At 68.8% G+C, this 23,513-nt stretch carries 23 protein-coding genes; 8 read left to right on the top strand and 15 right to left on the bottom strand.

Annotated features, from left to right (window positions below; genetic code table 11):
* The 3 genes from motB to Q9R17_RS10610 all read left to right on the top strand — a co-directional run bounded on the left by motB (position 1) and on the right by Q9R17_RS10610 (position 1,840).
* Positions 1-972: a flagellar motor protein MotB gene (gene motB / locus Q9R17_RS10620; protein ID WP_308154616.1), complete on the top strand. Its 972-nt coding sequence runs from the start codon at positions 1-3 to the stop codon at positions 970-972.
* A gap of 73 nt (positions 973-1,045) precedes the next feature.
* Entirely contained in the window at positions 1,046-1,549 is a 504-nt protein-coding gene (locus tag Q9R17_RS10615) for a hypothetical protein (RefSeq protein WP_308154615.1), read from the top strand.
* Between the two features lie 15 nt (positions 1,550-1,564).
* Positions 1,565-1,840, top strand: coding sequence for a DUF4031 domain-containing protein (locus tag Q9R17_RS10610; RefSeq protein ID WP_308154614.1), 276 nt, complete (start codon positions 1,565-1,567; stop codon positions 1,838-1,840).
* A gap of 39 nt (positions 1,841-1,879) precedes the next feature.
* Here the strand turns inward: Q9R17_RS10610 and Q9R17_RS10605 are convergent, their stop codons facing one another.
* Complete coding sequence (locus tag Q9R17_RS10605; RefSeq protein ID WP_308154613.1) at positions 1,880-2,422, bottom strand: hypothetical protein; 543 nt, start codon at positions 2,420-2,422, stop codon at positions 1,880-1,882.
* An 88-nt stretch (positions 2,423-2,510) separates the two neighbouring features.
* Here Q9R17_RS10605 and Q9R17_RS10600 point away from each other — a divergent pair, with 88 nt between their 5' ends.
* Positions 2,511-2,759: a DUF3297 family protein gene (locus tag Q9R17_RS10600; protein ID WP_308154612.1), complete on the top strand. Its 249-nt coding sequence runs from the start codon at positions 2,511-2,513 to the stop codon at positions 2,757-2,759.
* Between the two features lie 70 nt (positions 2,760-2,829).
* Here the strand turns inward: Q9R17_RS10600 and Q9R17_RS10595 are convergent, their stop codons facing one another.
* The 4 genes from Q9R17_RS10595 to Q9R17_RS10580 all read right to left on the bottom strand — a co-directional run bounded on the left by Q9R17_RS10595 (position 2,830) and on the right by Q9R17_RS10580 (position 6,494).
* Positions 2,830-4,479 carry a Na+/H+ antiporter gene (locus Q9R17_RS10595; protein WP_308154611.1) on the bottom strand — a complete coding sequence of 550 codons (1,650 nt, stop codon included), beginning with the start codon at positions 4,477-4,479 and terminating at the stop codon, positions 2,830-2,832.
* A gap of 107 nt (positions 4,480-4,586) precedes the next feature.
* Positions 4,587-5,243 carry a phospholipase gene (locus Q9R17_RS10590; protein WP_308154610.1) on the bottom strand — a complete coding sequence of 219 codons (657 nt, stop codon included), beginning with the start codon at positions 5,241-5,243 and terminating at the stop codon, positions 4,587-4,589.
* Positions 5,240-6,049, bottom strand: a complete 810-nt coding sequence (locus tag Q9R17_RS10585; RefSeq protein ID WP_308154609.1) for a class III extradiol ring-cleavage dioxygenase — start codon at positions 6,047-6,049, stop codon at positions 5,240-5,242. Before Q9R17_RS10585 ends, Q9R17_RS10590 begins: the two co-directional genes overlap by 4 nt.
* Before the next feature lie 34 nt (positions 6,050-6,083).
* Positions 6,084-6,494 carry a DoxX family protein gene (locus Q9R17_RS10580; protein WP_308154608.1) on the bottom strand — a complete coding sequence of 137 codons (411 nt, stop codon included), beginning with the start codon at positions 6,492-6,494 and terminating at the stop codon, positions 6,084-6,086.
* A 97-nt stretch (positions 6,495-6,591) separates the two neighbouring features.
* On the opposite strand from Q9R17_RS10580, the gene Q9R17_RS10575 reads away from it, so the two are divergent.
* Complete coding sequence (locus Q9R17_RS10575; protein WP_308154607.1) at positions 6,592-7,473, top strand: LysR family transcriptional regulator; 882 nt, start codon at positions 6,592-6,594, stop codon at positions 7,471-7,473.
* Between the two features lie 39 nt (positions 7,474-7,512).
* On the opposite strand, the gene Q9R17_RS10570 is transcribed toward Q9R17_RS10575, so the two are convergent.
* Positions 7,513-10,482, bottom strand: coding sequence for an EAL domain-containing protein (locus Q9R17_RS10570; RefSeq protein ID WP_308154606.1), 2,970 nt, complete (start codon positions 10,480-10,482; stop codon positions 7,513-7,515).
* A gap of 318 nt (positions 10,483-10,800) precedes the next feature.
* Between Q9R17_RS10570 and Q9R17_RS10565 the strand changes: the two genes are divergently transcribed.
* Together Q9R17_RS10565 and Q9R17_RS10560 are read left to right on the top strand one after the other, a co-directional pair.
* Complete coding sequence (locus Q9R17_RS10565; RefSeq protein WP_308154605.1) at positions 10,801-12,909, top strand: M13 family metallopeptidase; 2,109 nt, start codon at positions 10,801-10,803, stop codon at positions 12,907-12,909.
* Positions 12,910-13,250: 341 nt separating this feature from the next.
* Positions 13,251-13,865, top strand: a complete 615-nt coding sequence (locus Q9R17_RS10560; RefSeq protein WP_308154604.1) for a hypothetical protein — start codon at positions 13,251-13,253, stop codon at positions 13,863-13,865.
* 39 nt (positions 13,866-13,904) lie between these two features.
* On the opposite strand, the gene Q9R17_RS10555 is transcribed toward Q9R17_RS10560, so the two are convergent.
* The 8 genes from Q9R17_RS10555 to Q9R17_RS10520 all read right to left on the bottom strand — a co-directional run bounded on the left by Q9R17_RS10555 (position 13,905) and on the right by Q9R17_RS10520 (position 20,809).
* Positions 13,905-14,261, bottom strand: coding sequence for a hypothetical protein (locus Q9R17_RS10555; RefSeq protein WP_308154603.1), 357 nt, complete (start codon positions 14,259-14,261; stop codon positions 13,905-13,907).
* 28 nt (positions 14,262-14,289) lie between these two features.
* Complete coding sequence (locus tag Q9R17_RS10550; protein WP_308154602.1) at positions 14,290-15,060, bottom strand: LytTR family DNA-binding domain-containing protein; 771 nt, start codon at positions 15,058-15,060, stop codon at positions 14,290-14,292.
* Complete coding sequence (locus Q9R17_RS10545) at positions 15,050-16,309, bottom strand: histidine kinase (RefSeq protein ID WP_308154601.1); 1,260 nt, start codon at positions 16,307-16,309, stop codon at positions 15,050-15,052. Before Q9R17_RS10545 ends, Q9R17_RS10550 begins: the two co-directional genes overlap by 11 nt.
* Before the next feature lie 170 nt (positions 16,310-16,479).
* Entirely contained in the window at positions 16,480-18,129 is a 1,650-nt protein-coding gene (locus Q9R17_RS10540) for a M28 family metallopeptidase (protein ID WP_308154600.1), read from the bottom strand.
* 99 nt (positions 18,130-18,228) lie between these two features.
* A complete protein-coding gene (locus Q9R17_RS10535; protein WP_308154599.1) occupies positions 18,229-19,512 on the bottom strand; it encodes a sigma-70 family RNA polymerase sigma factor in 1,284 nt (427 codons plus the stop codon).
* The gene (locus Q9R17_RS10530; protein ID WP_308154598.1) at positions 19,509-19,913 is read right to left on the bottom strand and encodes a VOC family protein; all 405 of its coding nucleotides are present in this window, start codon (positions 19,911-19,913) and stop codon (positions 19,509-19,511) included. Before Q9R17_RS10530 ends, Q9R17_RS10535 begins: the two co-directional genes overlap by 4 nt.
* A 16-nt stretch (positions 19,914-19,929) precedes the next feature.
* The gene (locus Q9R17_RS10525) at positions 19,930-20,352 is read right to left on the bottom strand and encodes a VOC family protein (protein WP_308154597.1); all 423 of its coding nucleotides are present in this window, start codon (positions 20,350-20,352) and stop codon (positions 19,930-19,932) included.
* 43 nt (positions 20,353-20,395) lie between these two features.
* Positions 20,396-20,809 carry a YciI family protein gene (locus tag Q9R17_RS10520; protein WP_308154596.1) on the bottom strand — a complete coding sequence of 138 codons (414 nt, stop codon included), beginning with the start codon at positions 20,807-20,809 and terminating at the stop codon, positions 20,396-20,398.
* Between the two features lie 207 nt (positions 20,810-21,016).
* Here Q9R17_RS10520 and Q9R17_RS10515 point away from each other — a divergent pair, with 207 nt between their 5' ends.
* Complete coding sequence (locus Q9R17_RS10515) at positions 21,017-21,421, top strand: YciI family protein (RefSeq protein WP_308154595.1); 405 nt, start codon at positions 21,017-21,019, stop codon at positions 21,419-21,421.
* Here Q9R17_RS10515 and Q9R17_RS10510 read toward each other — a convergent pair.
* Positions 21,399-23,480, bottom strand: a complete 2,082-nt coding sequence (locus Q9R17_RS10510; protein WP_308154594.1) for a gluconolaconase — start codon at positions 23,478-23,480, stop codon at positions 21,399-21,401. The genes Q9R17_RS10515 and Q9R17_RS10510 overlap by 23 nt on opposite strands.
* Between the last annotated feature and the right edge of the window lie 33 nt (positions 23,481-23,513).

Raw genomic sequence — 23,513 nt, 5'->3', positions numbered from 1 at the left:
ATGGCCGAGACCAAGCCCACCGTCATCGTCCGCAAGGTCAAGAAGGCCGGCCACGGCGGCCACCACGGCGGCTCGTGGAAGGTGGCCTATGCCGACTTCGTGACCGCGATGATGGCCTTCTTCCTGGTGCTGTGGCTGATGGCCAGCACCAGCAAGCCCGAGCGCGCGGCCATTTCCGAGTACTTCCGCAACCCCAGCCCGCTCAGCGGCCAGAGCGCCACCCCGGCGCCGGGCATGGCCGGGCCGGGCGGCGCCAGCACCTCGATGATCAAGCTCGGCGGTGCCACCGACGTCAGCCGCGGCAGCAGCAACGACCCCTTCCAGAACAAGCAGGAAGCCGTGCCACAGCCGGTGGACCAGCAGCAGCGCGACAAGCAGCAGCTGGAACAGCTGATGAAGGAACTGCAGGAAGCGATCAGCAAGAGCCAGGCCCTGGAACCGTTCAAGGACCAGCTGCTGCTGGACCTGACCCCCGAGGGCCTGCGCATCCAGATCGTGGACAAGCAGAACCGGCCGATGTTCGACCTGGGCAGTGCCACGCTCAAGCCCTATACCCGCGACATCCTGCACGAGCTGTCCAGCTACCTCAGCCACGTACCGAACCGGATCAGCCTGACCGGGCACACCGACACCACCGCCTATACCGCCCGCGGCGGCTACGGCAACTGGGAACTGAGCGCCGACCGCGCCAACGCCGCACGCCGCACGCTGATCGATGGTGGCCTGGACGAGGCCAAGATCACCCGCGTGGTCGGCCTGTCGTCCTCGGTGCTGTTCGACCAGACCGATCCGCAGAACCCGATCAACCGCCGCATCAGCATCGTGGTGATGACCAAGGCCGCCGAGCAGGCCGCCCTGGCCGGCGCCGGCCCGCAGGTCGGGCTGTCCGCCCCCAGCGCCGACCCGGATGCATCGCCACTGGCACCGGCGGCCGAACCGGGCGAAGCCACCGCCCCGGCCGTGGCGCGCTGAACCGCCACGGCCCAAGCGCGGCTGGGCCATGCCCCTTACAATGGCGGTCTTTCCGTTTTCAGGTCCCACCTCCATGTCCAAGTCGTCCAAGGCCAAGCGCGACCAGCGCAAGAAGCAGCAGGCCAAGCGTCCGTTCCTGCGTCTCAATGGCCAGCAGCAGGTCCAGAACCACGCCGTGCTGACCAATGAAGAAGGCCACGTCGTGGCGGCCATCGGCCTGCAGGGCCGGCAGTGGCTGCTGGCCATCGGCGGCCAGACCATGGGCAATGCCGAGAACCCGGTGCCGATGCTGGCCATGCTGCAGCACCTGGCCAACGTGCAGGAAAAGGAAGGCCGCAAGGTCACCCTGGAATACTCCGACCTGATCAAGCAGCTGCTGGCCGCCCTGGCCGCCGACGCCGGCCAGACGCCCGAGGAATACCTGGCTGCCCAGGTTGCCGAGTTCGAGAAGGTCCAGGCCGAAGACGAAGTCGACGCCGCCGTGGAAGGCGAGAGCGCACAGGACGAGGCGGTGGCCGAAACCACTGATGCCGCCCCGGCCGCTGAAGGCGACGACGCAGCCAAGCCGCAGGCCTGACGGCCACTGCCGCGCATGGCGGTCTATGTCGACGATGCAGTGCATGCCTGGCGCGGTGAGCGCTGGGCGCACCTGATGGCCGACACCCTGCCCGAGCTGCACGCCATGGCGGCGCAGCTCGGCATTCCCCGCCGGGCCTTCCAGAACAAGGCCAGCGGCGCGCACTACGACGTCACCACCGACCTGCGTGCCCGCGCCATCGCACTGGGCGCGCAGGCCATTTCCCGGCATGTCGACCGCGAACACGTCAAAGCGGTGATCGCCACCGCCAGGGCGCAGTACCAGCCGTAGGCCGCGTCGGGCGCCCCGCCCGGCGGACCCGCGGCGGGTTCAGAACGGGTCGCTGCCCAGGCGCACTTCCACGTTCAGCAGCGAACACAGCGCCAGCATGGCGTCATCGTCACGGGTCAACGCCATCCAGCCGGTGAAGCCGCCACTGCCGGCATCCACGCTCCACAGCGTGTAGTTGTGCTCGCGCAGGCGGTCGAAGGCGGTGGACATCAGCTGCACCCCGTCCAGATCCTCGGCGAAGTCCTCGTCGTCCAGGTCACCGCCCCAGTCCAGCTGCAGGTTCCAGCGCGCGGACAGCTCGTTCACCGCCGACATCAGCGATTCCAGGTCGTCACGCTCCACCTCGAAGCCCGACTGCCAGCCGATGGCGCTGAACAGGGCCGGCAGCCAGTCCGCATCGGCCTCCAGCGGTTCACCCGCCTCGGTGAGCAGCTCGCGCCAGCGGTTGAACTGCTGCAGCGCCAGTTCCTCATCGCCCGGGTTGACCAGTACCAGCAGGTTCCAGATGCGCGCCTCGAAGCCATCCTCGTCGAAATCGTGGGCGTCTTCCTCGAAGTCGAAATAATCGCTGTTGTCGGGCATGGCGGCGGCTCGGTGGGGGCAGGCCGGCATTCTACGGTTTATCCTGTGCCGCTGAAGCCGGCCGTGGTGGCCGTCACCGTGAATGAAGATGAGCGATACCCCTCCTGACCACCTGGCGATCAACCCGGCCAGCCCCCACCACGATGCGCAGGCGCTGGAGCGTGGCGTGGGCGTGCGCTTCAACGACGTCGAGCGCGACAACGTCGAGGAATACTCGGTCAGCGAAGGCTGGATCCGCGTGCAGGCCGGCAAGGCCCGTGACCGCCGCGGCAACCCGATGACCATCAAGGTCAAGGGCAAGGTCGAGGTGTACTTCCTGGACCAGAAGCCGGAATAAGCGGTTTTCCGCGCACGGGGGTCAGAGCGCTTTCCCGCGGGAAGGGCTCTGCCCCCGATGGACCCGGCCCTCAGTCGCGCTTGCGCGATTCCAGCAGGTCCAGGTTGCGGATCAGCTTGCGCGAGATCTCATCGGAAATGACCCCGCGCCGGGTCAGGCGGAACAGTTCCTCGCGTTCGGCGTTCAGGCCGGCACTGCGCAGCTGGCGGTAGCCCAGCTCCATCCGCCGCACCTTTTCCGGGTCCACGTCCGGGCCATCACTGTCCCGCTCCAGGTGGCGCTGGTAGAGCAGGCTCACCCGCGATGCCGCATCGTTGTACAGCTGCACGTTTTCCGTGCTCTGGTTCAGCACCAGCTGCTGGCGTACGCGCTCCACGCCGGACAGCGCGGCCTTCGCGGCCAGCCGGCGGGCCAGGTCCTCTTCCTTGCGTTCACTGGAGTCCGCGGGCAGCTGCAGGCCCTTGAGCAGCTGCGGCAAGGCCACGCTGGCACCGACCAGCGAGAACAGGATGACCGCCGCGGCCAGGAAGATCACCAGGTCACGGGCCGGGAACGGCGTGCCATCGGGCAGGAACAGCGGCAACGTGAGCACGCCGGCCAAGGTGATGGCACCGCGCACGCCGGCCACCGAGGTGGCCACCACGATGCGCCAGTTCGGTGCCTCGCTGTGCTGCAGGCCACGCCGGCGCGCGCGCAGCAGGTTCCAGCGCAGCGACAGCCAGACCCACAGCAGGCGCAGCGCCACCAGCGCCAGGTTGATCACCACCACGTACACCGCCAGCCACCAGGCACTCTGGTGGCCGGTCTCGTTCATGGTGGACATCGCCCGCTCGACAATGCCCGGCAGCTGCTCGCCCAGCAGCACGAACATGATGCCGTTGAAGGTGAACTGCAGCATGCCCCATACCGCCGAGCGCTGGACGCGCATGCTGCCGGAGATGCGGCCGCTCAGTTCGACGTAGCTCATGCTGATGCCTGCCGCCACCGCCGCCAGGATGCCCGAGGCGTTGATCTCTTCGGCCAGCAGGTAGGCCGCGAACGGAATCAGCAGATTGACCAGCATCGCCGCGCCGGGCTCTTCGCCGAAGCGGCGCCACAGCCAGCGCTGGAAGGTGGACACGCCCAGGGTCACCGCCACGCCCACGGCCAGGCCGGCCACGGCCACCCACAGGAAGGTCATCGACGCGGTGGCCAGCGAGAACGTGCCGGTCATCACCGCCGCCACCGCGAAGCGGAAGCAGACCAGGCCGGACGCATCGTTGAGCAGCGATTCGCCTTCCAGGATGTGCATCAGGCGCTTGGGAATGGGCGCCTTGGAGGCGATCGCGCCGACCGCGACCGGATCGGTCGGGGAAATGATCGCCGCCAGCGCGAAGCACACCGCCAGCGGCATCACCGGAATCATCCAGTGGATCAGCAGGCCGGCGCCGAGCACCGTGAACACCACCAGGCCGAAGGCCAGTTCCAGGATCGCGCCCTTGTCGCGGAACAGGCCCTGCTTGGGAATGCGCCAGCCATCCAGGAACAGCAGCGGCGGCAGGAACAGCAGGAAGAACATCTCCGGTTCCAGCGCGTGCCCACGGTTGAAGACCCCAGCGATCACCGCGCCCAGCCCGATCTGGACCAGGGGCAGCGGGAGCGAGAACGGCAGGACGCGGACCAGGTAACCGCTGGCGACAACGGCCACCAGCATCGCCAGGACGACTTCGATGGTGTGCATGCTTCTTCCAGGAAGCGGCGCGTGGGGATGGCCGTAAAGACCGCGCCGGAAACCGTAAAAAAGTTATCACAGCCCTCTGCCGCCGCGGGTGCTGGAATGGGCCATCCTCAGCGCAGCGACAGCAATCGTGCGCTGATCCACCGCCGTGTATCGTCCTGCATCGCCGCCGACAGCGTGTGCGGTGCCGGATAGGCGCGCAGTTCGTGCGCCACGCCCAGTGCCCGCAACCGGCCGGCGGCCGCTTCGGCCAGGGCGAAGGGCAGCTTCTCGTCCTGCCGCCCATGCACCAGCAGCCCCTGCAGGCCCTGCGTGCCGATGTCGGCCGGAATGTGCGGGGTGATCTCCGGCAGGATGCGCCCGCACAGCACCGCGAAGGACTTCACCTGCGCCGGCGCGGTCAATGCCACGCTGGCGCTGATGATGCCGCCCTGGCTGAAGCCGGCCAGCACCGTCCGTGCCGGCCCCACCCCCAGCCGGGCCTGCTGCGCGGCCAGCCAGTCACGCACCTGCAGGCGTGCCGCCTCGGCCTGCGCCGGGTCGATCACCGGCCCCTGCGCGCCGAAGCGTACGCTGAACCAGCCAAAGGCCTGCGGCCCGAACACCAGCGGTGCGCGCGGCAGCAGCACGTGCAGGCGCGGGTCCAGCGTGGCGGCAAACCCGGCCAGCGACTGTTCGTTGCTGCCCACGCCGTGCAGCAGCACCACCAGCCCCTGCGCCGTGCCCTGGGCCGGCCGTTCCAGCACCGGGCCCGGCAACCCGCTCATGCGGCCGCCTGCCGGAAGGGGGCACCGTCGAACCGGTAGAGGTCCATCGCCAGCATGCCCGCATCGATGCCGGCGTCGATGCGGCGTGCACCGACGTCATCATCGCCGGCCGCCCCCATCGCGAAGTACAGCGGCAGCAGGTGCTCGTCGGTGGGATGCGCGCGCTCGGCAAACGGCGCCTGCCGGCGGTAATCGAACAGCGCGTCGCGGTCATTGGCCAGCAGCCGCTGCTCGACCCATTCGATGAAGGGCCGCACGTACGGTGCCTCCTTGCCATCCTGGTAGTCGCGCCAGTCATGCAGGTTGTGGGTGATGCTGCCCGAGCCGACCAGCAGCACGCCCTGCCCGCGCAGCGGCGCCAGCGCACGGCCCAGCGCGAACTGGTGCTGTGGCCCCAGCATCGGCTGGATCGACACCGGCACCACCGGGATGTCGGCCTGCGGGTGCAGCAGGCGCAGCGGCACCCATGCGCCATGGTCCAGGCCGCGCTGCGGGTCGAGGGCGACCGGCAGGCCGGCCGCTGCGATACGGCCGGCGATCTCCTCGGCCAGTGCCGGATCGCCCGGCGCCGGGTACTGCAGGTCGAACAGTGCCTGCGGGAAACCGCCGAAATCGTGGAGGGTCGGCGGCTGCGGGTGCGCGCCGACCCGCGGTTGCCGGGCCAGCCAGTGCGCCGAGGCGATGACGATCGCGCGCGGTCGTGGCAGGTCGCGGGCCAGCTCGGCCAGGCGCACGCCCACCTGGCCCGGCTGCAGCGCCGTCATCGGCGAGCCATGGGAGATGTACAGCGAAGGCAGACGGGACATGGTGTCCTCCAGCAGGAAAGGGAAAGAGCCGCGCTCAGCGCGAGCGCAGCGTCCAGCGGCCATCGCCGACCAGGAACAGCACCAGCAGCGCCAGCGCCCACAGCGCCGGGTACTCCCAGCCACCGCCGGGGTTGCTGAAGGTGAAGCCGTTGGCACCGTGCACGGTCGCGATGGTGCCCAGCAGCAGCGGCACGCCCAGCAGGCCGACCCAGCGGGCATACACGCCCAGCAGCAGCGACGCGGCGATCAGCAGTTCAGCGGCGATGGTCAGGTACGCCAGCGCCGGGGGAAGGCCCAGCGAGGCGAAGAACCCCGCCGTACCCGCCGGGGTGAGCACCAGCAGCTTGATCAGGGCATGGACCAGGAACAGCGCGCCCAGCGCCCAGCGCAGCACGGTGGCGCCATAGGGAGCGAGCGGGGACAGCGACGGCGTGGACGGCTTCATGGCGCATCTCGGGGAAGGAAGAGGTGCTCAGGTTATTGCGCCCCTGTCAGCCAATAAATACGATCATATGACCGTATTTATTTCATAAGGTGAAACAATGGACACCCTCGATGCCATGCGCGTGTTCGTCGCGGTGGTCGAGCGCAACGGCTTCAGCGCCGCCGCCCAGGCGCTGGGGCTGTCCACCGCCGGCGTCACCCGGCAGATCGCCGCGCTGGAAAAGCGCCTGAACACCCGCCTGCTCCATCGCACCACCCGCCGGGTCAGCCCGACCACGGCCGGTGCGGCCTACTACGAACAGAGCGTGCGCCTGCTGGCCGAGTTCGACGCGCTGGAAGCCAGCGTCGGCGCGCAGGCCCTGGCCCCCTCCGGCACCCTGCGCATCAACGCCCCGGTCAGCTGGGGCATCGCCCGGCTCGGGCCGCTGCTGGCCGGCTTCCGCGCGCGTTTCCCGCAGGTGGAGCTGGACCTGGCCCTGTCCGACCGCCTGGTGGACATGGTCGAAGAAGGCTACGACGTGGTCATCCGCATCACCCGCGAGCCCAGCCCCACCCTGATCGCCCGCCGCCTGGGCCAGGCCCGCATCAGCCTGTGTGCCGCCCCGGCCTACCTGCAGGCGCAGGGCACGCCACAAAGCCCGCAGGAGCTGGCCGGGCATGCCTGCCTGACCTACAGCTACTGGTCCAGCGGTGATGTGTGGCCCCTGCAGGGACCAGGCGGCGAAGTGAAAGTGGCGGTAGGCAGCCGGTTGCGTGCGAACAACGGTGATGTGCTGTGCGCGGCTGCGATCGCCGGCATGGGCATCATCCTGCAGCCGGATTTCCTGCTGGAACCGGCCTTGGCCGATGGCCGCCTGGTGCGCGTGCTGCCCGACTGGGAAGTGCCCCCCGTGGGCATCTTTGCCGTGTACAACAGCCGCAACCACCTGGCCCCGAAGGTACGCAGCTTCATCGATTACCTGGTGGAAACCGGGGTGTAGGAAGCGGATGGGATTGCGGTTGCTCCGGTAGCGTCAACGCTACCGGCATGCATCCACCGGTACGGCTTCCAGCGCGGCGATGACCGCGTCCAGCCGGGCCGGGCGGCCCAGCAGATACCCCTGCACCTGGTCGCAGCCATGCGCGGCCAGCCATTGCAGCTGCCCCGGGGTTTCCACGCCTTCGGCGATGATCGTCAGCCCCATGCTGTGGCCCAGCGACAGCAGCGCGCGGCAGATCGAGGCATTGCGCGGGTTGGTTTCCACGTCCGCCACGAAGCTGCGGTCGATCTTCAGGATGTCCAGCGGCAGGTGCTGCAGGTAGGACATGCTGGAATAGCCGGTGCCGAAATCATCCAGCGACACGCAGATGCCCTGCTCGTTCAGGCGCTGCATGGTCTGCAGCGCCTGCGCCGGCTTGCGCATCAGGCTGCTCTCGGTCAATTCCACCTGCAGCGCGCCACGGGCCAGCCCGAACTCGCGCAGGGCATCGGTGAATTCAGCCACCAGGTCGCTGTTGAAGAACTGCACCGCCGATACGTTGACCGCGATCGGCAATTCGCCCCACCCGGCCTCGACCAGTTGCCGCTGTGCCTGTGCCGCGGTACGGATCACCCAGCGCCCCAGCGGCAGGATCAGGCCGGTGTCCTCGCACAACTGGATGAACTCGCCCGGCGGAATGAAACTGCCATCGGCCTGCGGCCAGCGCAGCAGCGCTTCCAGCGCGGCGGGGCGGCCATCGGCCGCCATGCAGATGGGCTGGTAGTGCAGCTCGAACTCGGTGTCGATGGCGGCGTGGATGCGGCCAGCCAGCCGCAGGCGGTCGGCCTGGCGCGTGGCCACCTGGGTATCGAACCAGACCACGACATTGCCTTCGGCACGCGCGGCATGCGCGGCCTGCGCGGCCATGCCGATGACCTGCTCGGCACGCAGCCCATCGCCCGGGGCGTGCACCGATACGCCGATGCGCGGCTCGAACTGGTGCAGCGAATCCTGCCCGCGCACCGGGGCGGACACCACCTGCAGCAGGCTGTCCAGCACCGACTGCGCGTTGTGCCCGGCCTCGATGGCGAACACGAAGTCCTCGGTGGGCTGGAAGGCCAGCCGCCCATGGCGTGCGCCCAGCCCGCCCAGCCGCGCGGCCATCGCCTGCAGCACGGCCTCGCCCACCTCCCGGCCCAGCGTATCGGCCACCAGCTGCAGGCCGCGCAGCTGCACATAGGCGATCGTGTAGCCGGCATCCTGCTCGTCCAGCTGCGCCGCCAGGCCGCGCACGTTGAGCAGGCCGGTGGCCGGGTTGTACAGCGCCTGGTAGGCCAGGTCACGCTCATAGGCCAGCCGCTCGCTCACGTCCTCGGCCAGCACCAGGCACGCCGGCTGCCCGTCGAAATCCAGCTGCGCCAGGTGCGCGCGCACCTCGAACACGGTGCCGTCCTTGCGCTGGTGCAGGCGCACCTTGGCGTCCTGCAGTTCGCCCGTGCGCGCCTGCTCGATCGCCCCGCGCACTTCCTCCCAGCCTTCGCGCGGGCGGATGTCGAGGATGCTCATCGACAGGAATTCCTCGCGGCTGTAGCCGTACTGGCGCACGGCCGCTTCGTTGACCTCGATGAAGCGCAGCGTGTCCGGGTCGAACACCCAGAACGGGGCCGGGTTGCGGTCGAACAGCAGGCGGAAGCGCCGCTCGACCCGGGTCACCTGCTCACGGGCCTGGTAACGCTCGCTCAGGTCGGTCAGGGCGCCGATCATGCGCCGCTGGCGGTCGGCCATCGCCACGCGCTGGCCGCGTGCCCCCACCCAGCGCACTTCGCCGCCGGGCAGCACCAGCCGGAACACCTCGTCCAGCGTCGCCGTGCCCGCAAAGGCCTGGTCGAAAGCCGCCTGCAGCCGCACCACGTCTTCGCGGTGCACCCGGTCGAAGAAGTCGGTCACCGGCAGGGCATCGTGGGCGATGCCGAAGATCTCCCGTGCCAGCGGTGACCAGCGCAGCGAAGCGGCATCCTCATCCACGTACCAGGTGCAGACGCGGCCCACCTGGTGCGCCATGCGCAGTTCGGCACTGCCGGTGCGCAGCTGCTCGGCCATGGCCTTCTGCCGGTCCAGGCTGCGGCGCACCGCCAGCAGCAGCCCCAGCAGCATCAGCAGGTAGACCAGGGTGATCACCACGGCGGCCTGCACATAGGGCCACCAGGGCGCCAGCACATCCGTGTTGGCCAGCCCCACCTGCACCGCCAGCGGGCTCCTCTCCAGCGTGCTCAGGGTGGAAATGCGCGGCACGCCATCGACCACACCGTTGAAGGTGCCCAGTTCCACCACCGCGCGGCTGCCCAGCAGTTCGCGCCCGGGCAGCACGTAGCGGGCGCCGATGCTGCCTTCCGGGGCCGGTACGCGCGCCAGCATGTAGCCCTGCGCATCGGTGATGGACACCATGCCATCCGGGCCCACATCCAGCCCGCTGATGATGGCCTGCAGTTCGCTGCAGCGCAGCCGCGCGAGCAGCCAGCGCCGGGCATCCATCGGCAGCGCCACCGGCACCACCCATTCCGGCCGTTCCCCCCCCACCCGCTGTGGCGGGCCCAGGTACAGCTGGCTGCCCTTGCCGCGGTGCAGGCCATCCAGCCACAGCGGCAGCTGCAGGTCGCCACTGCCGCCGCCCAGCGGGCGCCCATGCGGGTCCACCACCACGATGCTGTGCAGTTCGTGATGGCGCTGCAGTACCCCCTCGATGGCCGCGGCCAGCAGCGCCGGTGCCTGCTCGGGCACATACCGGTAGAGCTGCACGCCATCGGCGGCGATGCCCTGCAGGGCCCGCTCCAGGTTGCGCAGTTCCATGCCCAGCAGGCGCTCGCTGCCCACCGCCAGCGCGCGGCTCTGGCGCTGCGCGGCCTCCAGCCGCCGCTGGTGGTCGTTGGCCAGCATCACCACCAGCCCGATCACCAGCAGCAGCCCCAGCAGGATGCCGCCCCAGCTGATGGCACGCAGCGGCCGGGCCAGCGCACGGCTCAGTGCGGGCATCGCGCGTTCCTTGGCACTGCGTGGGCGGGCTTCATGCGTGTACGGCTCCTCGGCATCATCGGTCCTCAACGGCCGATGGCTGCCAATCTTGACGTCTCGAAATAAGGTCAGTGCCCGGCCCCCGCCGACGGGGAACCCGCACCCGGCGGCCAGCATGCACCACGTCGATGACGGCGGGAAGATCGATCCCGTCCGGACCGGCCGCGTGCGGCCAGATCCTGCACAGCCAACCCGCCGCCGGCGTATGGTTGCCGACGCAACCCCCTGCAGCCCCGCGCAGTAGACTGGTGCTTTCCGTTGCACGAGAAGTACGTGTCCATGTCCCTGCTGCGTCGCCCTACCCTGGTCCTGGCCGTGCTGGCCAGCCTGTCCCTGGCCGCCTGTGATCGCCCTGCCGCGCCGGTGGCCGATGCCGCCCCCGCCGATGCGGCCCCGGCCGCCGCCACGCCGATGCTCGGCAGCTTCGGCTTCGATGCCACCGGCATGGACCGCAGCATCACCGCCGGTGATGACTTCTTCGGTTTCGCCAACGGCACCTGGGTGAAGAACACCCAGATCCCGGCCGACCGTTCGCGCTACGGCAGTTTCAACGTCATCGCCGAAAAGACCCTGGCCGATACCCGCGCCATCCTCGAAGGCGCTGCGGCCAATGCGCAGGCCAGCGGCGATGACAGGCTGATCGGCGATTACTACGCCGCCTTCATGGATGAAGCCGGTATCGAGAAGCACGGGCTGGCCCCGGTGCAGCCGCAGCTGAAGGCCATCGGCGGCATCGCCGACAAGGCCGCGCTGGCCCGTGCACTGGGTGGCGACATGCGTGCCGACGTGGACCTGCTCAACGCCACCAACTTCTACACCGACCGCCTGTTCGGCCTGTGGGTGTCGGTGGACATGCTGCAGCCGGACCGCAACGCGCCGTACCTGGTGCAGGGCGGCCTGGGCATGCCCGACCGCGACTTCTACCTGGGCGATGGCCGCATGGCCGAGCTGCGCAAGCAGTACCAGGCCTATGTCGGCCAGCTGCTGCATCTGGCCGGGGTGGCCGATGCCGCCGGCAAGGCGCAGCGCATCGTGGCGCTGGAAACCAGGATCGCCCAGGCCCACGCCACCCAGGAAGAAACCAACAACGTGACCCTGGGCGCCAACCCGTGGACCCAGGCCGATTTCAGCGCCAAGGCCCCAGGCCTGGACTGGGCGGCCTTCCTTGATGCAGCCGGGCTGGGCCAGCAGCAGGACTTCATCGTGTGGCAGCCCAAGGCCGTGGCCGGGCTGTCCAAGCTGGTGGCCACCGAGCCGCTGGATGTCTGGAAGGACTACATGACCTTCCATGCCCTGGACCGCGCCGCCGCCTACCTGCCGAAGAAGTTCGCCGATGCGCGCTTCGCCTTCCACGGCACCGCGCTCAGCGGCACCCCGCAGCAGAGCGATCGCTGGAAGCGTGCGGTGGACGATGCCAACCACGCCGTCGGCGAGGCCATCGGCAAGCGCTACGTGGAAAAGCATTTCGATGCCAGGACCAAGGAACGCGCCGATGAAATGGCGAAGAACATCATCGCCGCCTTCGCCAAGCGCATCGATGCACTGACCTGGATGTCCCCGCAGACCAAGGCCAGTGCCAAGGCCAAGGTGGCCGGCCTGACCGTGGGCATGGGCTACCCGGACACGTGGCGCGACTACACCGGCCTGGAGATCCGCCGCGACGATCCGCTGGGCAACGCACAGCGTGCCGAACGGTTCGAATACCAGCGCAACATCGCCAAGCTGGGCAAGCCGGTGGACCATGGCGAGTGGGCGATGCTGCCGCAGACCATCAACGCGATGAACGTACCGCTGGAAAACCGCCTGGTGTTCCCGGCCGCGATCCTGCAGCCGCCGTTCTTCGATGGTGCCGCCGACGACGCGGTGAACTACGGCGCCATCGGCGCGGTGATCGGCCACGAGATCAGCCATGGCTTCGACAACGCCGGTGCGCTGTTCGATGAAACCGGCAAGCTGCACAACTGGTGGACGCCGGAAGACCTCAAGCAGTTCAACGCCGCCGGTGATGCCCTGGCCGCGCAGTTCAGCAGCTACGAACCGTTCCCCGGCGTGCACGTGAACGGCAAGCTGACCCTGGGCGAGAACATCGCCGATGTGGCCGGCCTGGGCACCGCCTACGACGCCTACCAGCTCTCGCTGCAGGGCAAGCCGGGCCAGACCATCGAGGGCTTCACCCCGGACCAGCGCTTCTTCCTCGGCTTCGCCCAGGCCTGGCGCAGCAAGAGCCGCGAACAGGCGCTGCGCAACTCGCTGCTGACCGACGTGCATGCCCCGGGCCAGTTCCGTGCGCTGACCGTGCGCAACATCGACGCGTGGTACCCCGCGTTCGAGGTGAAGGAAGGCCAGAAGCTGTACCTGGCCCCGGACAAGCGGGTCAAGGTGTGGTGATGTAACCGGAACGGGCGCCCTGCGGCGCCCGTTTCCGCAGGGGCCGGCCCTGCGTGCGAGGCGGTTTCCGCGCAGTTGTCCGCCAGCAGCGGCAGGATCGGCCACGGCGGCCGCCGCTTCCGCTCAGCCCCGGTTTCATGTGCAGGCGCAGCACATTTCACCCTGCGACATCTTGTCGCAGGCTGCGACCGCGCTGCTGCGATGCAACAACATTCACTCTCCCCGACAGACCCCTTGCGCCGCGTGGCCGTGCGCCCATTGCACCGCTCGCTGGAAGTGCTAGAACTGGACCTGCCACACCGTCCAATGCTGATCGACGCACGTTCCACAAGGAGCCAGCCATGATTGCTTTGTTCAAGGGTTTGGGACTACTGCTTCGCGACAACGAGCTGTACAGCAGCCCGTTCGACAAACAGGTCGCGCATTGGCGCAACCTCAGCGAACAACAGATCCGCGACGAAGTGGCGGTGCTGGCGCAGGCCAAGTGCCAATGGCTGATCGCCTCGATTATCGGCTGGCAGGCGGCCTCGCTGCTCATCCTCGGCCTGATTGCCGACTACCTGTGGCGCGATGATTTCCATATCACCTTCACCCGCGTGGTCGTGGTGTTCGGTTCCTGGGTGTCGATCCTGTTCGTGATCTGGTTCATGGCCAACATGTTCGACCGTACCGCCGGCTTCGAGCGCTGGATGAAGGCCTTCAACAGCCGCGCCCGCATCAGTTCCAAGGCCGACAGCGTGGAATGCGTGGCCGAGGCGCTGGACCTGGCCGAACACTACCCGGAAGTGCTGGACTACAAGCAGGCCGTCACCGCCCGCCGCGAGCTGCGCCATGAGGACATCCGCATCATGACCGAGATCGGCCGCATGAAGCAGCACTCCGAACTGGTCGGCCGGCTCAACCATGTCGGCGAGAACGAGCACCAGCATCCGCTCACGCTGCAACCCGCCTTCTAGCCCCCACCGCAATCGGGGGGAGCCACACTGCCACCGTGATCACTCGCGGTGGCAGTGTTCTTTCTGCACGTCGCTGACGCACTGCTGGAAGCCCTTCGGCAGGCCGGTGACCTCCGTTGTCTTGCCCGCCTCCACCTCCAGCCGCCGCAACGGCGGCTGATCGCAGGCCGCATCCACGCTGCAGCGCGGGTCCAGCACCAGGTAGTGGCAGCGGCCACTGCGGCTGGCAATGCAGTCGAAGCGCGCGATGCCGCCGGTCACGGTCACCTTGCTGTGGACCGTATCCACGCCGTTGGCGCGCACATGGGTGATGGATGTCGATGTGGAGCCGGTGCCGGGCCGGTCACAGCCGGCGATCGCCAGCACGGCAAGGCTTGCAAGCAGAAGCGGGCGCATATCAGTTCCTTCGCAGCGAGGGGCGCGGTTACATCCCGCGGAACAGGGTCATGAACGGCTGGCTGACCAGCAGCGTTTCACTCCGGTGTTTCAGGCGCAGCACACCGCGCCCGGCATCGTCGCGGCTCACGGCCGCCACCGATTTCATGTTGACGATGGTGGAGCGGTGGATCTGCCGGAACTGCTGGCCATCGAGCACGTCCAGCAGTTCCTTCAGCGGGGTGCGCAGCAGGCTTTCGCCCTCGGCCGTGACCACGGTGGTGTACTTGTTGTCGGCGCGGAAATAGATCACGTCCTCGAGCATGATCAGCTGCGTATCGCGGCCATTGCTGGCGGTGATCCAGGCCAGCGGCGGCCGCCCGGCCGCCTGCGGGGCCGCGCCCAGGCGCTGCAGCAGGTGTTCCAGCACGGCATCGTCCTGGCGGGCCGAGGGCAGCCGCGCCAGGATGCGCTCGCGCGTGGCCAGCAGCCGCTCATCGCTGACCGGCTTGAGCAGGTAGTCCATCGCCCCCTGCTCGAACGCATCGATGGCGTACTGGTCGTAGGCGGTGACGAACACCACCTGGGTGCGCGGGCTGATCTGCGGCAGAGAGCGGGCCACCTCGATACCGGTCACGCCCGGCATGCGGATATCCAGGAAGGCGATGTCCGGCTGCTTCTCTGCCAGCTGTTCCAGCGCGCTGGCACCGTCTTCGCATTCGGCCACCAGGCGCAGTTCCGGCCACAACCGGCCCAGCTGCTCCACCAGCGATTGCCGCAGCAGGTCCTCATCTTCGGCAATCAGGGCATCAAGCGGCATGGTGGGCCTCCTTGGTCGGTTGCGGCAGGGTCATGGTGGCCGCCACGCCGCTGGGGAAGTTGGCGACGATGGCCACGCCGGCCTGTTCGCCGCAGGTCAGGCGCAGGCGCTCGCGCAGGTTCTTCAGGCCGATGCCGGTACCGCTGGTGCCCTGGCCGAACCCCAGGCCATCATCGGCGACGGTGACGGTGACATGGTCATCGAAACCACGTGCCAGGATCCAGACCGTGCCACCGCCGGGCTTGGGTTCCAGCCCGTGCTTGATCGCATTCTCCACCAGGGTCTGCAGCGCCATCGACGGCAGCGGCACGCTGTGCAGCGCCGTGGGCACCTGTACATCCACCTTCAAGCGTGCGCCCATGCGGATGCGCAGGATTTCCAGATAGGCCAGGGTGCGTTCCAGCTCTACGCCCAGCGTGGACAGTGAGGCATCCACGCTGGGCAGTGAACTGCGCAGGTACTGGATCAGGTGGCCGAGCATCTGTTCGGCCCGCGCCGGGTCGGTACGGGTGAGCACCTGCGCGTTGGCCAGCGTGTTGTAGAGGAAGTGCGGTTCCACCTGCGCGTGCAGCAGGTTCAGCCGCGCCACCGACAGTTCTTTTTCCACGTGGGTCTGCGCGGCGGCCGCCTGCTCGTCGCGGCGCTGTTCGGCCACGCGGCCACTGATCGCCCGCGTCAGGGCTTCGGCATTCTCGTAGTTGCTGCCTTCATCCAGCGCCAGCAGGTCGGCCCACCAGCCGGCATCGGGTTCCAGCACCAGGGTGACGGTGCTGGTGCCCTGCCCCGGAGTGACCGTGGCCAGCACGCTGTTGCGCTTGATCGCCAGCCGCGCCGGCAGGTTCCAGCGCGAAGGCTGGCGCCCGTTCCACAGGTCCACGCGACGCACATAGGCCCGCACCTGCAGGCTGCCGCTGGCGCTTTCCACGTCTTCCACCCGCGGCAGTTCGGCCACGGCGGCTTCGACCACCTTGAAGGCCATGCCGGCATCCATCGGCACTTCGATCTGCCGGCGCTGGCGCCCGGACAGCGTGCTGGCATCCAATCGGCCGGCGACCAGCCACACCCGGCGGACATGGGTGATGCCGCTGCCCAGCGCGGACAGCATCAGGAACATGGCCAGCAGCCCGAACACCCAGCCCGGTCCGTCGTTCATGCCGCTGAAGATGCCACTCCAGACCATGCCGGCCACGACCAGCGCGGCGGCCCAGGCCAGCAGGTGACGGAGAATGTGCAGGAGGCTGGCGAACATGGCGGGCGCCGTGGAAGTCAGGGAAGGGGATGAGCCGAGCATAGGGCGGCCCATCAGGCAGACAAGCGCCCTGCGACGAAGCCCCGGAAAGCGGGGATGGAACCATCCTGGGCAACGCCGGGGCTGGCCCGACGCTGCCGGGGACGGGCGGGGCTGCGCCCCGCCACTGCTTACTTGCGCTGGTCGGCGCTGGCGTCACGCACCGCGCGGAAGGACTCGTCCTTGCTCCAGTTCGGCCACGCACGCGAATTGGCCAGCTGGTTGCCCAGCGTGTAGACCACTTCCAGGTCGCGCGCGGCACCGGCAAAGGTCCAGTCCGGCTGCCACTCGTCGCCCTGCTGGTGGTAGCGCTTGGCGGTGTAGTCGTCGGAGGCCTTCTTGCCCGCCGCTACGCCCCCGTCCACCCAGTCCTGGCCGGCCGAGTAGGACAGGGCCGGCACGCCACGCTTGGCGAAGGAGAAGTGGTCGGAGCGGAAGAACAGGCCGGCTTCCGGCTTCGGGTCCGGGGTGTAGCGGATGCCCCAGCCCTTGGCCACGTCCTTGAGCTGGTCCAGCAGCTCGAAGCGTGCCGAGCCGTAGATGCCGAAGTCGCGCGAGGGGCCGAACGGCGCCATGCCATCCATGTTGATCACCGCCACGGTCGTGGCCAGCGGGTACAGCGGATGGGTGGCGTAGTACTCCGAACCCAGCAGGCCCTTTTCCTCGGCGGTCACGGCCAGGAACAGCACCGAGCGCTGCGGACGCGGGGCCTTGGCGAAGCCACGTGCCAGTTCGACCAGCGACGCGGTGCCGCTGGCATTGTCCAGCGCGCCGTTGAAGATGCGATCGCCACGGGCATCGGGCTCGCCCACGCCGATATGGTCCCAGTGCGCGCTGTAGATGATGGTTTCATCCGGGTGCGTGCTGCCTTCCAGGCGTGCGGCCACGTTGTGCGAGGTGATGACCTCGGTCTTCACCGCGTACTTGGCGCTGAGGCTGGCACCGGTCAGCGGCACCGGGGTGAAGTCACGCTGCTGCGCCTTCTTCTTCAGCGCCTCGAAATCCTGGCCGGCCGAACGGAACAGCTCCACCGCCAGATCGCGCTGGATCCAGCCCTCCAGCAGCGGGTGGCTTTCGGCCGGGTTGTCGCGCACCACGTCGAACATGGTGTTGGTGTTGGAGCCGGCCACGGTGGCCCAGCCATAGGAGGCCGGCGCGGTCTCGTGCACGATCAGCACGCCCAGCGCACCCTGGCGCGCACCTTCTTCGTACTTGTAGGTCCAGCGGCCGTAGTAGGTCATGCCCTTGCCGTCGAAATCGCCCTGGCCGGTCTCGAAGTCCGGGTCGTTGATGAGCACCACGGCGATCTTGCCCTTCAGGTCCACGCCCTTGAAGTCGTCCCAGTTGCGCTCCGGCGCCTTCACGCCATAGCCCAGGAACACCAGCGGGGCCTTGCTGATATCGACCTGGGAGGCACCGTTCATCGCCGCACGCACGGCAATCTGCTTGCCCTGCTCCAGCGCCACGGTCTTGCCGCCCTGCTGCAGCGACAGCTGCGGGCTGCCGACGATGTCGCCCTTGCGCAGCGGCACGGCCTGGGTCCACAGGCGCTTGCCGTCCTTGAGGTCTCCGCCCGGCTGCAGGCCGGCGGCGGCGAACTGCTTGCTGAGGTAGGCAATGGTCTTTTCCTCGCCCGCCGTGGCCGGCGACCGGCCTTCATAGGCATCGGAAGCCAGTTCCTTGACGTCGGCGGAAATCCGCGCGCCATCGAATTTCGGCGTTGCCGCCATCACCGCGGTCGACACCGACAGGGCCAACACGCTCATCACCAAACGCTTCATCGCTCTCTCCAGCACAGGGTTGCAACCAGTGCCTGAGTGTAGAACGCCCACGGGCGATGCGGCGCCACCCATTTGTCATGCGCCGCGTGCCAGCCGGCATCACGGCGCGGCCGCGGTGGCCCCGGCCCGTTCCAGCAGCAGCGTGCGTTCGCGGGCGTTGTCGGTCAGTCCGGCCGCCTGCCGGAAGGCATCGCCGGCATCGTGCTGCCGCCCCAGCTGCAGCAGCAGTTCGGCCCGGACCACCTGCAGCGGGGCATAGTGCTGCAGGCGCGGCTCCCCCAGCAGCGGCTGCAGCAGGGCCCAGGCGGCAAACGGCCCTTCGGCGCGGCCGACCGCCACGACCCGGTTCAAGGCCACCACCGGTGAAGGCATCACCTCCAGCAACTGTGCATACAGCGCGGCGATGCGCGCCCAGTCGGTGTCCTGGGCGCGGCGCGCCCGCGCATGGCAGGCCGCAATGCAGGCCTGCAGCACATACGGGTCCTGGTGCCCATGGGCCTGCAGCGCGCGCTGCAGCGCCTGCTGTCCCCGTTCGATCTGCAGCCAGTCCCAGCGGGCGCGGTTCTGCTGGTCCAGCAGGATCGGCCGCCCCTGAGCATCCACCCGCGCCGCCACGCGCGAGGCCTGCAGTTCCATCAGGGCCAGCAACCCCAGCACCGGGGGCAGCGGCAGCCGGTGCGCCAGGATGCGCCCCAGCCGCAGCGCCTCGCTGCACAGGGCCGGGCGCATCCAGTCATCGCCGGCACTGGCCGCATAGCCTTCATTGAAGACCAGGTAGACCACCTCCAGCACCGACGCCAGCCGGGGCGGCAGGGCGTCCTGGCGCGGCACTTCGTACGGCACCTGCTTCTGCGCCAGGGTGCGCTTGGCACGCACGATGCGCTGGGCCACGGTCGGCTCGGGCTGCAGGAACGCGCGTGCGATCTCGGCGGTGGTCAGCCCGCCCAGCAGGCGCAGCGCCAGCGCCACCCGCGCATCGGCCGGCAGCACCGGGTGGCAGGCCACGAACATCAGCCGCAGCAGGTCATCGCCCAGGTCGTCTTCCAGCGCCTGGCTGTCGTCAGGGGCCGGCAGCGCCGCCGGCTGCAGCTCCTCCCCCCATTGCGCGTGCTGCGCCGCCACCCGCTGGTGCTGGCGCAGCACGTCGATGGCGCGGTTGCGTGCGGTGGTCATCAGCCACGCTCCGGGGTTGTCCGGGATGCCCTGCACCGGCCAGCGCTCCAGCGCGGCCAGCCAGGTGTCCTGGGCCAGTTCTTCGGCACGCCCCACATCGCCTTTCAACAGGCGTGCCAGGCGTGCGATCAGCACCGGCGACTCCATCCGCCACAGCGTGTCCAGCCGCTGTTGCAGGTCGCTTCCGTGCGCAGGCGCCGCCGGGGTCATCCAGGCGTGCCGTCCATGTGCGCGATCTCCCACAGGTGGCCGTCCAGATCCTGGAAGCCGCGCTGGTACATGAAGCCAAGATCACGCGCCGGCTGCGGTTCGCTGCCACCGGCGGCCAGCGCCTTGTCCACCAGCACGTCCACCGCCTTGCGGCTGTCGGCCGACAGGCAGGTGATCACTTCGGTCTGCGCATGCGCATCGGCAATGGCCTTGTTGGTGAACTGCCGGAAGAACGGCTGCACCAGCAGCATCACGAAGATGCTGTCGCTGACGATCATGCAGGCCGCATCTTCATTGGTGAAGGTGGGGTTGAAGGCATAACCCAGCGCGGCGAAGAAGGCCTTGGAGGCATCCAGGTCCTTCACCGGCAGGTTGACGAAGATCATCTGCGGGTTGCTCATCGGTGTGCTCCCGGGCTCAAGGCTGCTTCATGCAGTTGACCATCCACGGCTTGCCGTAGCGGTCCACCAGCATGCCCCACCGGTGCGCCCAGAAGGTCTCACCGATCGCCATCTGTACCTGGCCCCCCTCGGCCAGCGCGGCAAACACCCGTTCGGCCTCTTCCACCGTGTCCACATCCACATTGAGGGTGGTACTGCCACCACTGCCATCGCCGGGGCCATCGGCGGCCATCAGGATCGCCGCGCCCACTTCCAGCTGGCTGTGGGCCACATGGTCGAGCGTCTCGGCCGGCATCTCGTTGCAGCCGGGCATGCCATCGGAAGGCGGCATGTCGCGGTACTTCATTTCCGAGGTGACCTGGCCCCCCAATGCCTTGGCATAGAAGGCCATCGCGTCGTGTGCCTGGCCGTTGAAGCCCAGGAAAGGAATCAGTTTCATCATCGTGCTCCAGTAAGGGCGGCCCGGTGGCCACCGGGGGCGGTCAACGTTCGATCTGCTCGCGCAGACGCTGTTCCCGGGCCTGTAATTCGGGGGTGAAGGCCTCGCCGAAATCCTCCAGGCTGGCCATCGGCCGCAGTTCCAGCGTGTTGCCGGCCCTGAACGGGGCGCGGCTGGCCCATTCGGTGGCTTCCTCCAGCGAACGCACTTCCCACAGCCAGAACCCGGCGATCTGATCGCTGGCCGGGCCGAACGGGCCAGCCTCCACACGCGGCGCGCCGCCCCCGAAGTGCAGCCGCCGGCCACGCTGGGTGGCATGCAGCCCTTCGCCGGCCAGCATGATGCCGGCCGCCACCAGCTGTTCGTTGTAGGCGCCCATCTCCTCCAGTTCGGCCGTGCTGGGCATCCGCCCGGTTTCCGAATCGGCCGTGGCCTTCACAATCACCATCACCTTCATCGTCGTGCTCCTGCATGGGCCCGTTCTGCGTGCCCTTCAGGGGAAACGACGCCCCAGGGCGCGCGGGATCGACACGCCCGGGAAAAAATTTTCCGGGGAAAGCTGACTGCGTTCAGCCCTGCACAACGTGCGGTTGTTGCGCGCTGCAACACGTTCCTGCGCCGGGCTGGGCCATCATGGTGGCCTGCCATCCGCCAGGCCACCGCCATGCAGCAGTACCTGCTCCTGATCTACATCGAACCGGCCCTGCTGCAGGCATTGCCCAGCGAGGAATTCGATGCGCTGATGCGCAAGTGCCTGCAGCATGCCGACCAGCTGCAGGCCGAGGGCACGCTGCTGGCCGCGCAGAAGCTGCAACCGGTCGAACGCGCGCAGACCCTGCGCGTACGCGACGGCACGCCCCGCATCATCGATGGCCCGTTCGCCGAAACCCGCGAACTGCTGGCTGGCTTCAACCTGATCGTGGCGCGCGACCGCGACCACGCCATGCGTATTGCCCAGGCCTTCCCCTGGGCGCGTTTCGGCAGCATCGAAGTGCGGCCGCTGGAAGACATGGACGCCGAACGCGAACGCGTCGGCGCCCCGGCGGCTACGGCAGCAGCGTCACCTTGATCTCACGCGGGCCGATGCCTTCGTTGCCGCTGTAGTCACGCACACTGGCGCGCACGGTGTACTGCCCCGGCGGCAGGGCATCGGGCTGCCAGCGCCCGGGTTCCATCAAGCCATCGCGTACCGTGTTGGTGGCCAGGTAGCGGAAGCGGGTGACCGCACTGCCATGCACGGTGATGCCACTGCCCGGCGCATAGGCCACCATCACCGCCTGCGATTGCGGCGGCATGCGGTTGAACACGATGTTCCAGCGCGGCTGTTCATAGCCGGCCAGCGGCTGGCCGCCGGCATCCAGGATCTGGTAGCCCACCTGGTAGGCGCCCAGCCGGCGGCGCGGCAGATTGTTGTCCACCTGGTCCCAGGCTTCCACCACGATCTGCACGCCACGCCCGCCGCGGGCCAGGGCCACCGTGCCATCGGCACCGGCGCGCAGCGGCTGGTCGGCATCATCCAGCAGTTCCACCCCGGTGATGCGCGGTGCGAAATGGTCCGCATAGCCGGTGAAGCCCAGCGCTACCGCGTTGGTTTCAAACCCGCTGCTGCCCACGCTCAGGTGCACGTGCGCCTGGCTGTTGATGCTGCCCAGCTTGTCGCCCACGTGGATGCGCGTGCCCCGGCGCACGCGGATGCGCTCCAGCTTGCCCTCGGCATCGAACAGTTGCTGCCAGCGCGCATCGAACGGTTCGCCACGTGGCGTGCGCCCCACGCGCATGTGGATATAGCGGATGCGGTCCACCGACAGGCCCTCGGCCTGCCCGCCCACGCTCCAGGCCGCCACCGGGCTGCTGATCTTGCCGTCGGCCACGGCCAGCACGGTCTGGCCGACATCACCGCGCACATCGAAACCGTCATGCAGGTGGTGCCGGCTTTCACCGGTGAACGTGCCACGGACCTCGCCCAGCGTGCCGACCACTTCATGCCAGCCCTCCTGCGGCGCCAGCGGCCAACGGCCGCCGGTCTGCGGCAGGGCCGCATCGGCCGCCGGCCCTACCAGCGCTGGCGCCGGCAGCTCGCCCACCGGCAGCGGCCGCAGATGATGCAGGCGGAAGCCCGCTGCGTCGGCCACCAGCAGGCCATCGGCACCGTCCAGCGCCAGCCCGCTCGGGCGGGAAAAGCGCGATACGCGGCCATTGCCCACCAGCGTGACCTGGTGGCCCTGCGGGCTGACCTGCACGATGCGGCCGGACTGCGTACCGACATACAGCACGCCATCGTGGGTGCTGACCACCGACAACGGCCCGTTGATCACCCCGCCATCGCCCACCAGCGTGCTCACCTGGCCATCGGTGGTGACGCGACGGATCGCGTTGTTGAACAGATCGGCCACCAGCAGTGCGCCCTGCGCATCCAGGCTGAGCGCCACCGGCGTGTCGAAGCGTGCTTCACCCCCGGCCGCGTCCACCAGGCCCGGACGATCGCCACCGGCCAGCGTGCGCACCTGGCCATCGGGCTCGATCACACGGATACGGTCGTTCCAGGTATCGGCCACATACACGCGGCCACCAGCATCCACGGCCACGCCCATCGGCCCATCGAAGCGCGCCTGCGCAGCCGGACCATCAGCAAACCCCTGCGTGCCACCGGCCAGCGTGGTCACCTGGCCATCGGTGCCGATGCGGCGGATCGCGTGGTTGCCGGTGTCGGCCACGTACAGGTTGCCTTGTGCATCGGCAGCGATACCCGAGGGCGTGTTGAACTGCGCCTGCAGCGCCGGGCCGTCCACGCGCCCTTCGCCCTGCCCGGCCAGGGTCTGCACGCGGCCATCGGGCAGCCGGCGGCGGATGCGGTTGTTGTCGCCGGCATCGGTGAACACCACCGTGCCATCGGCCAGGCGCAGCAGCCCGTAGGGATCGGCGAAGCGGGCCTGCGCGGCGGCCCCCTCGCGATCACCGGGGTGGCCATCACCGGCCAGCAGCTCGATCTGCGCGGTCCAGGCCAGGGGCGTGGGTTGCGGGCCAGCAGGTGCCGGGGGCGCGGTGCTGCCGGGGGGCCACCACCAGGTGGCCGCCAGGGCCACCGCCGTTACCACCACCACACCCGCCACCGCTACCGCACGCTTCATCGCCATCCCTTGCCACTGGAAAGCGACGACCTT

It is taken from the genome of Stenotrophomonas sp. 24(2023) (assembly GCF_030913365.1).
Lineage (GTDB): Bacteria > Pseudomonadota > Gammaproteobacteria > Xanthomonadales > Xanthomonadaceae > Stenotrophomonas.
The sequence above is the reverse complement of the archived record's forward strand: the minus strand, read 5'-3'. Positions and strand labels throughout refer to the sequence as shown.

Bases quoted from the DNA above. Each gene is read 5' to 3' on its own strand.
- Q9R17_RS10550 (WP_308154602.1), bottom strand. From the start codon at position 15,060: ATGCCGCTTGATGCCCTGATTGCCGAAGATGAGGACCTGCTGCGGCAA.
- Q9R17_RS10575 (WP_308154607.1), top strand. From the start codon at position 6,592: ATGGACACCCTCGATGCCATGCGCGTGTTCGTCGCGGTGGTCGAGCGC.
- Q9R17_RS10595 (WP_308154611.1), bottom strand. From the start codon at position 4,479: ATGCACACCATCGAAGTCGTCCTGGCGATGCTGGTGGCCGTTGTCGCC.
- Q9R17_RS10600 (WP_308154612.1), top strand. From the start codon at position 2,511: ATGAGCGATACCCCTCCTGACCACCTGGCGATCAACCCGGCCAGCCCC.
- Q9R17_RS10545 (WP_308154601.1), bottom strand. From the start codon at position 16,309: ATGTTCGCCAGCCTCCTGCACATTCTCCGTCACCTGCTGGCCTGGGCC.
- motB (WP_308154616.1), top strand. From the start codon at position 1: ATGGCCGAGACCAAGCCCACCGTCATCGTCCGCAAGGTCAAGAAGGCC.
- Q9R17_RS10555 (WP_308154603.1), bottom strand. From the start codon at position 14,261: ATGCGCCCGCTTCTGCTTGCAAGCCTTGCCGTGCTGGCGATCGCCGGC.
- Q9R17_RS10515 (WP_308154595.1), top strand. From the start codon at position 21,017: ATGCAGCAGTACCTGCTCCTGATCTACATCGAACCGGCCCTGCTGCAG.
- Q9R17_RS10560 (WP_308154604.1), top strand. From the start codon at position 13,251: ATGATTGCTTTGTTCAAGGGTTTGGGACTACTGCTTCGCGACAACGAG.
- Q9R17_RS10535 (WP_308154599.1), bottom strand. From the start codon at position 19,512: ATGACCCCGGCGGCGCCTGCGCACGGAAGCGACCTGCAACAGCGGCTG.
- Q9R17_RS10585 (WP_308154609.1), bottom strand. From the start codon at position 6,049: ATGTCCCGTCTGCCTTCGCTGTACATCTCCCATGGCTCGCCGATGACG.
- Q9R17_RS10525 (WP_308154597.1), bottom strand. From the start codon at position 20,352: ATGAAACTGATTCCTTTCCTGGGCTTCAACGGCCAGGCACACGACGCG.
- Q9R17_RS10580 (WP_308154608.1), bottom strand. From the start codon at position 6,494: ATGAAGCCGTCCACGCCGTCGCTGTCCCCGCTCGCTCCCTATGGCGCC.
- Q9R17_RS10510 (WP_308154594.1), bottom strand. From the start codon at position 23,480: ATGAAGCGTGCGGTAGCGGTGGCGGGTGTGGTGGTGGTAACGGCGGTG.
- Q9R17_RS10590 (WP_308154610.1), bottom strand. From the start codon at position 5,243: ATGAGCGGGTTGCCGGGCCCGGTGCTGGAACGGCCGGCCCAGGGCACG.
- Q9R17_RS10520 (WP_308154596.1), bottom strand. From the start codon at position 20,809: ATGAAGGTGATGGTGATTGTGAAGGCCACGGCCGATTCGGAAACCGGG.
- Q9R17_RS10570 (WP_308154606.1), bottom strand. From the start codon at position 10,482: ATGCCCGCACTGAGCCGTGCGCTGGCCCGGCCGCTGCGTGCCATCAGC.
- Q9R17_RS10565 (WP_308154605.1), top strand. From the start codon at position 10,801: ATGTCCCTGCTGCGTCGCCCTACCCTGGTCCTGGCCGTGCTGGCCAGC.
- Q9R17_RS10540 (WP_308154600.1), bottom strand. From the start codon at position 18,129: ATGAAGCGTTTGGTGATGAGCGTGTTGGCCCTGTCGGTGTCGACCGCG.
- Q9R17_RS10615 (WP_308154615.1), top strand. From the start codon at position 1,046: ATGTCCAAGTCGTCCAAGGCCAAGCGCGACCAGCGCAAGAAGCAGCAG.
- Q9R17_RS10610 (WP_308154614.1), top strand. From the start codon at position 1,565: ATGGCGGTCTATGTCGACGATGCAGTGCATGCCTGGCGCGGTGAGCGC.
- Q9R17_RS10605 (WP_308154613.1), bottom strand. From the start codon at position 2,422: ATGCCCGACAACAGCGATTATTTCGACTTCGAGGAAGACGCCCACGAT.
- Q9R17_RS10530 (WP_308154598.1), bottom strand. From the start codon at position 19,913: ATGAGCAACCCGCAGATGATCTTCGTCAACCTGCCGGTGAAGGACCTG.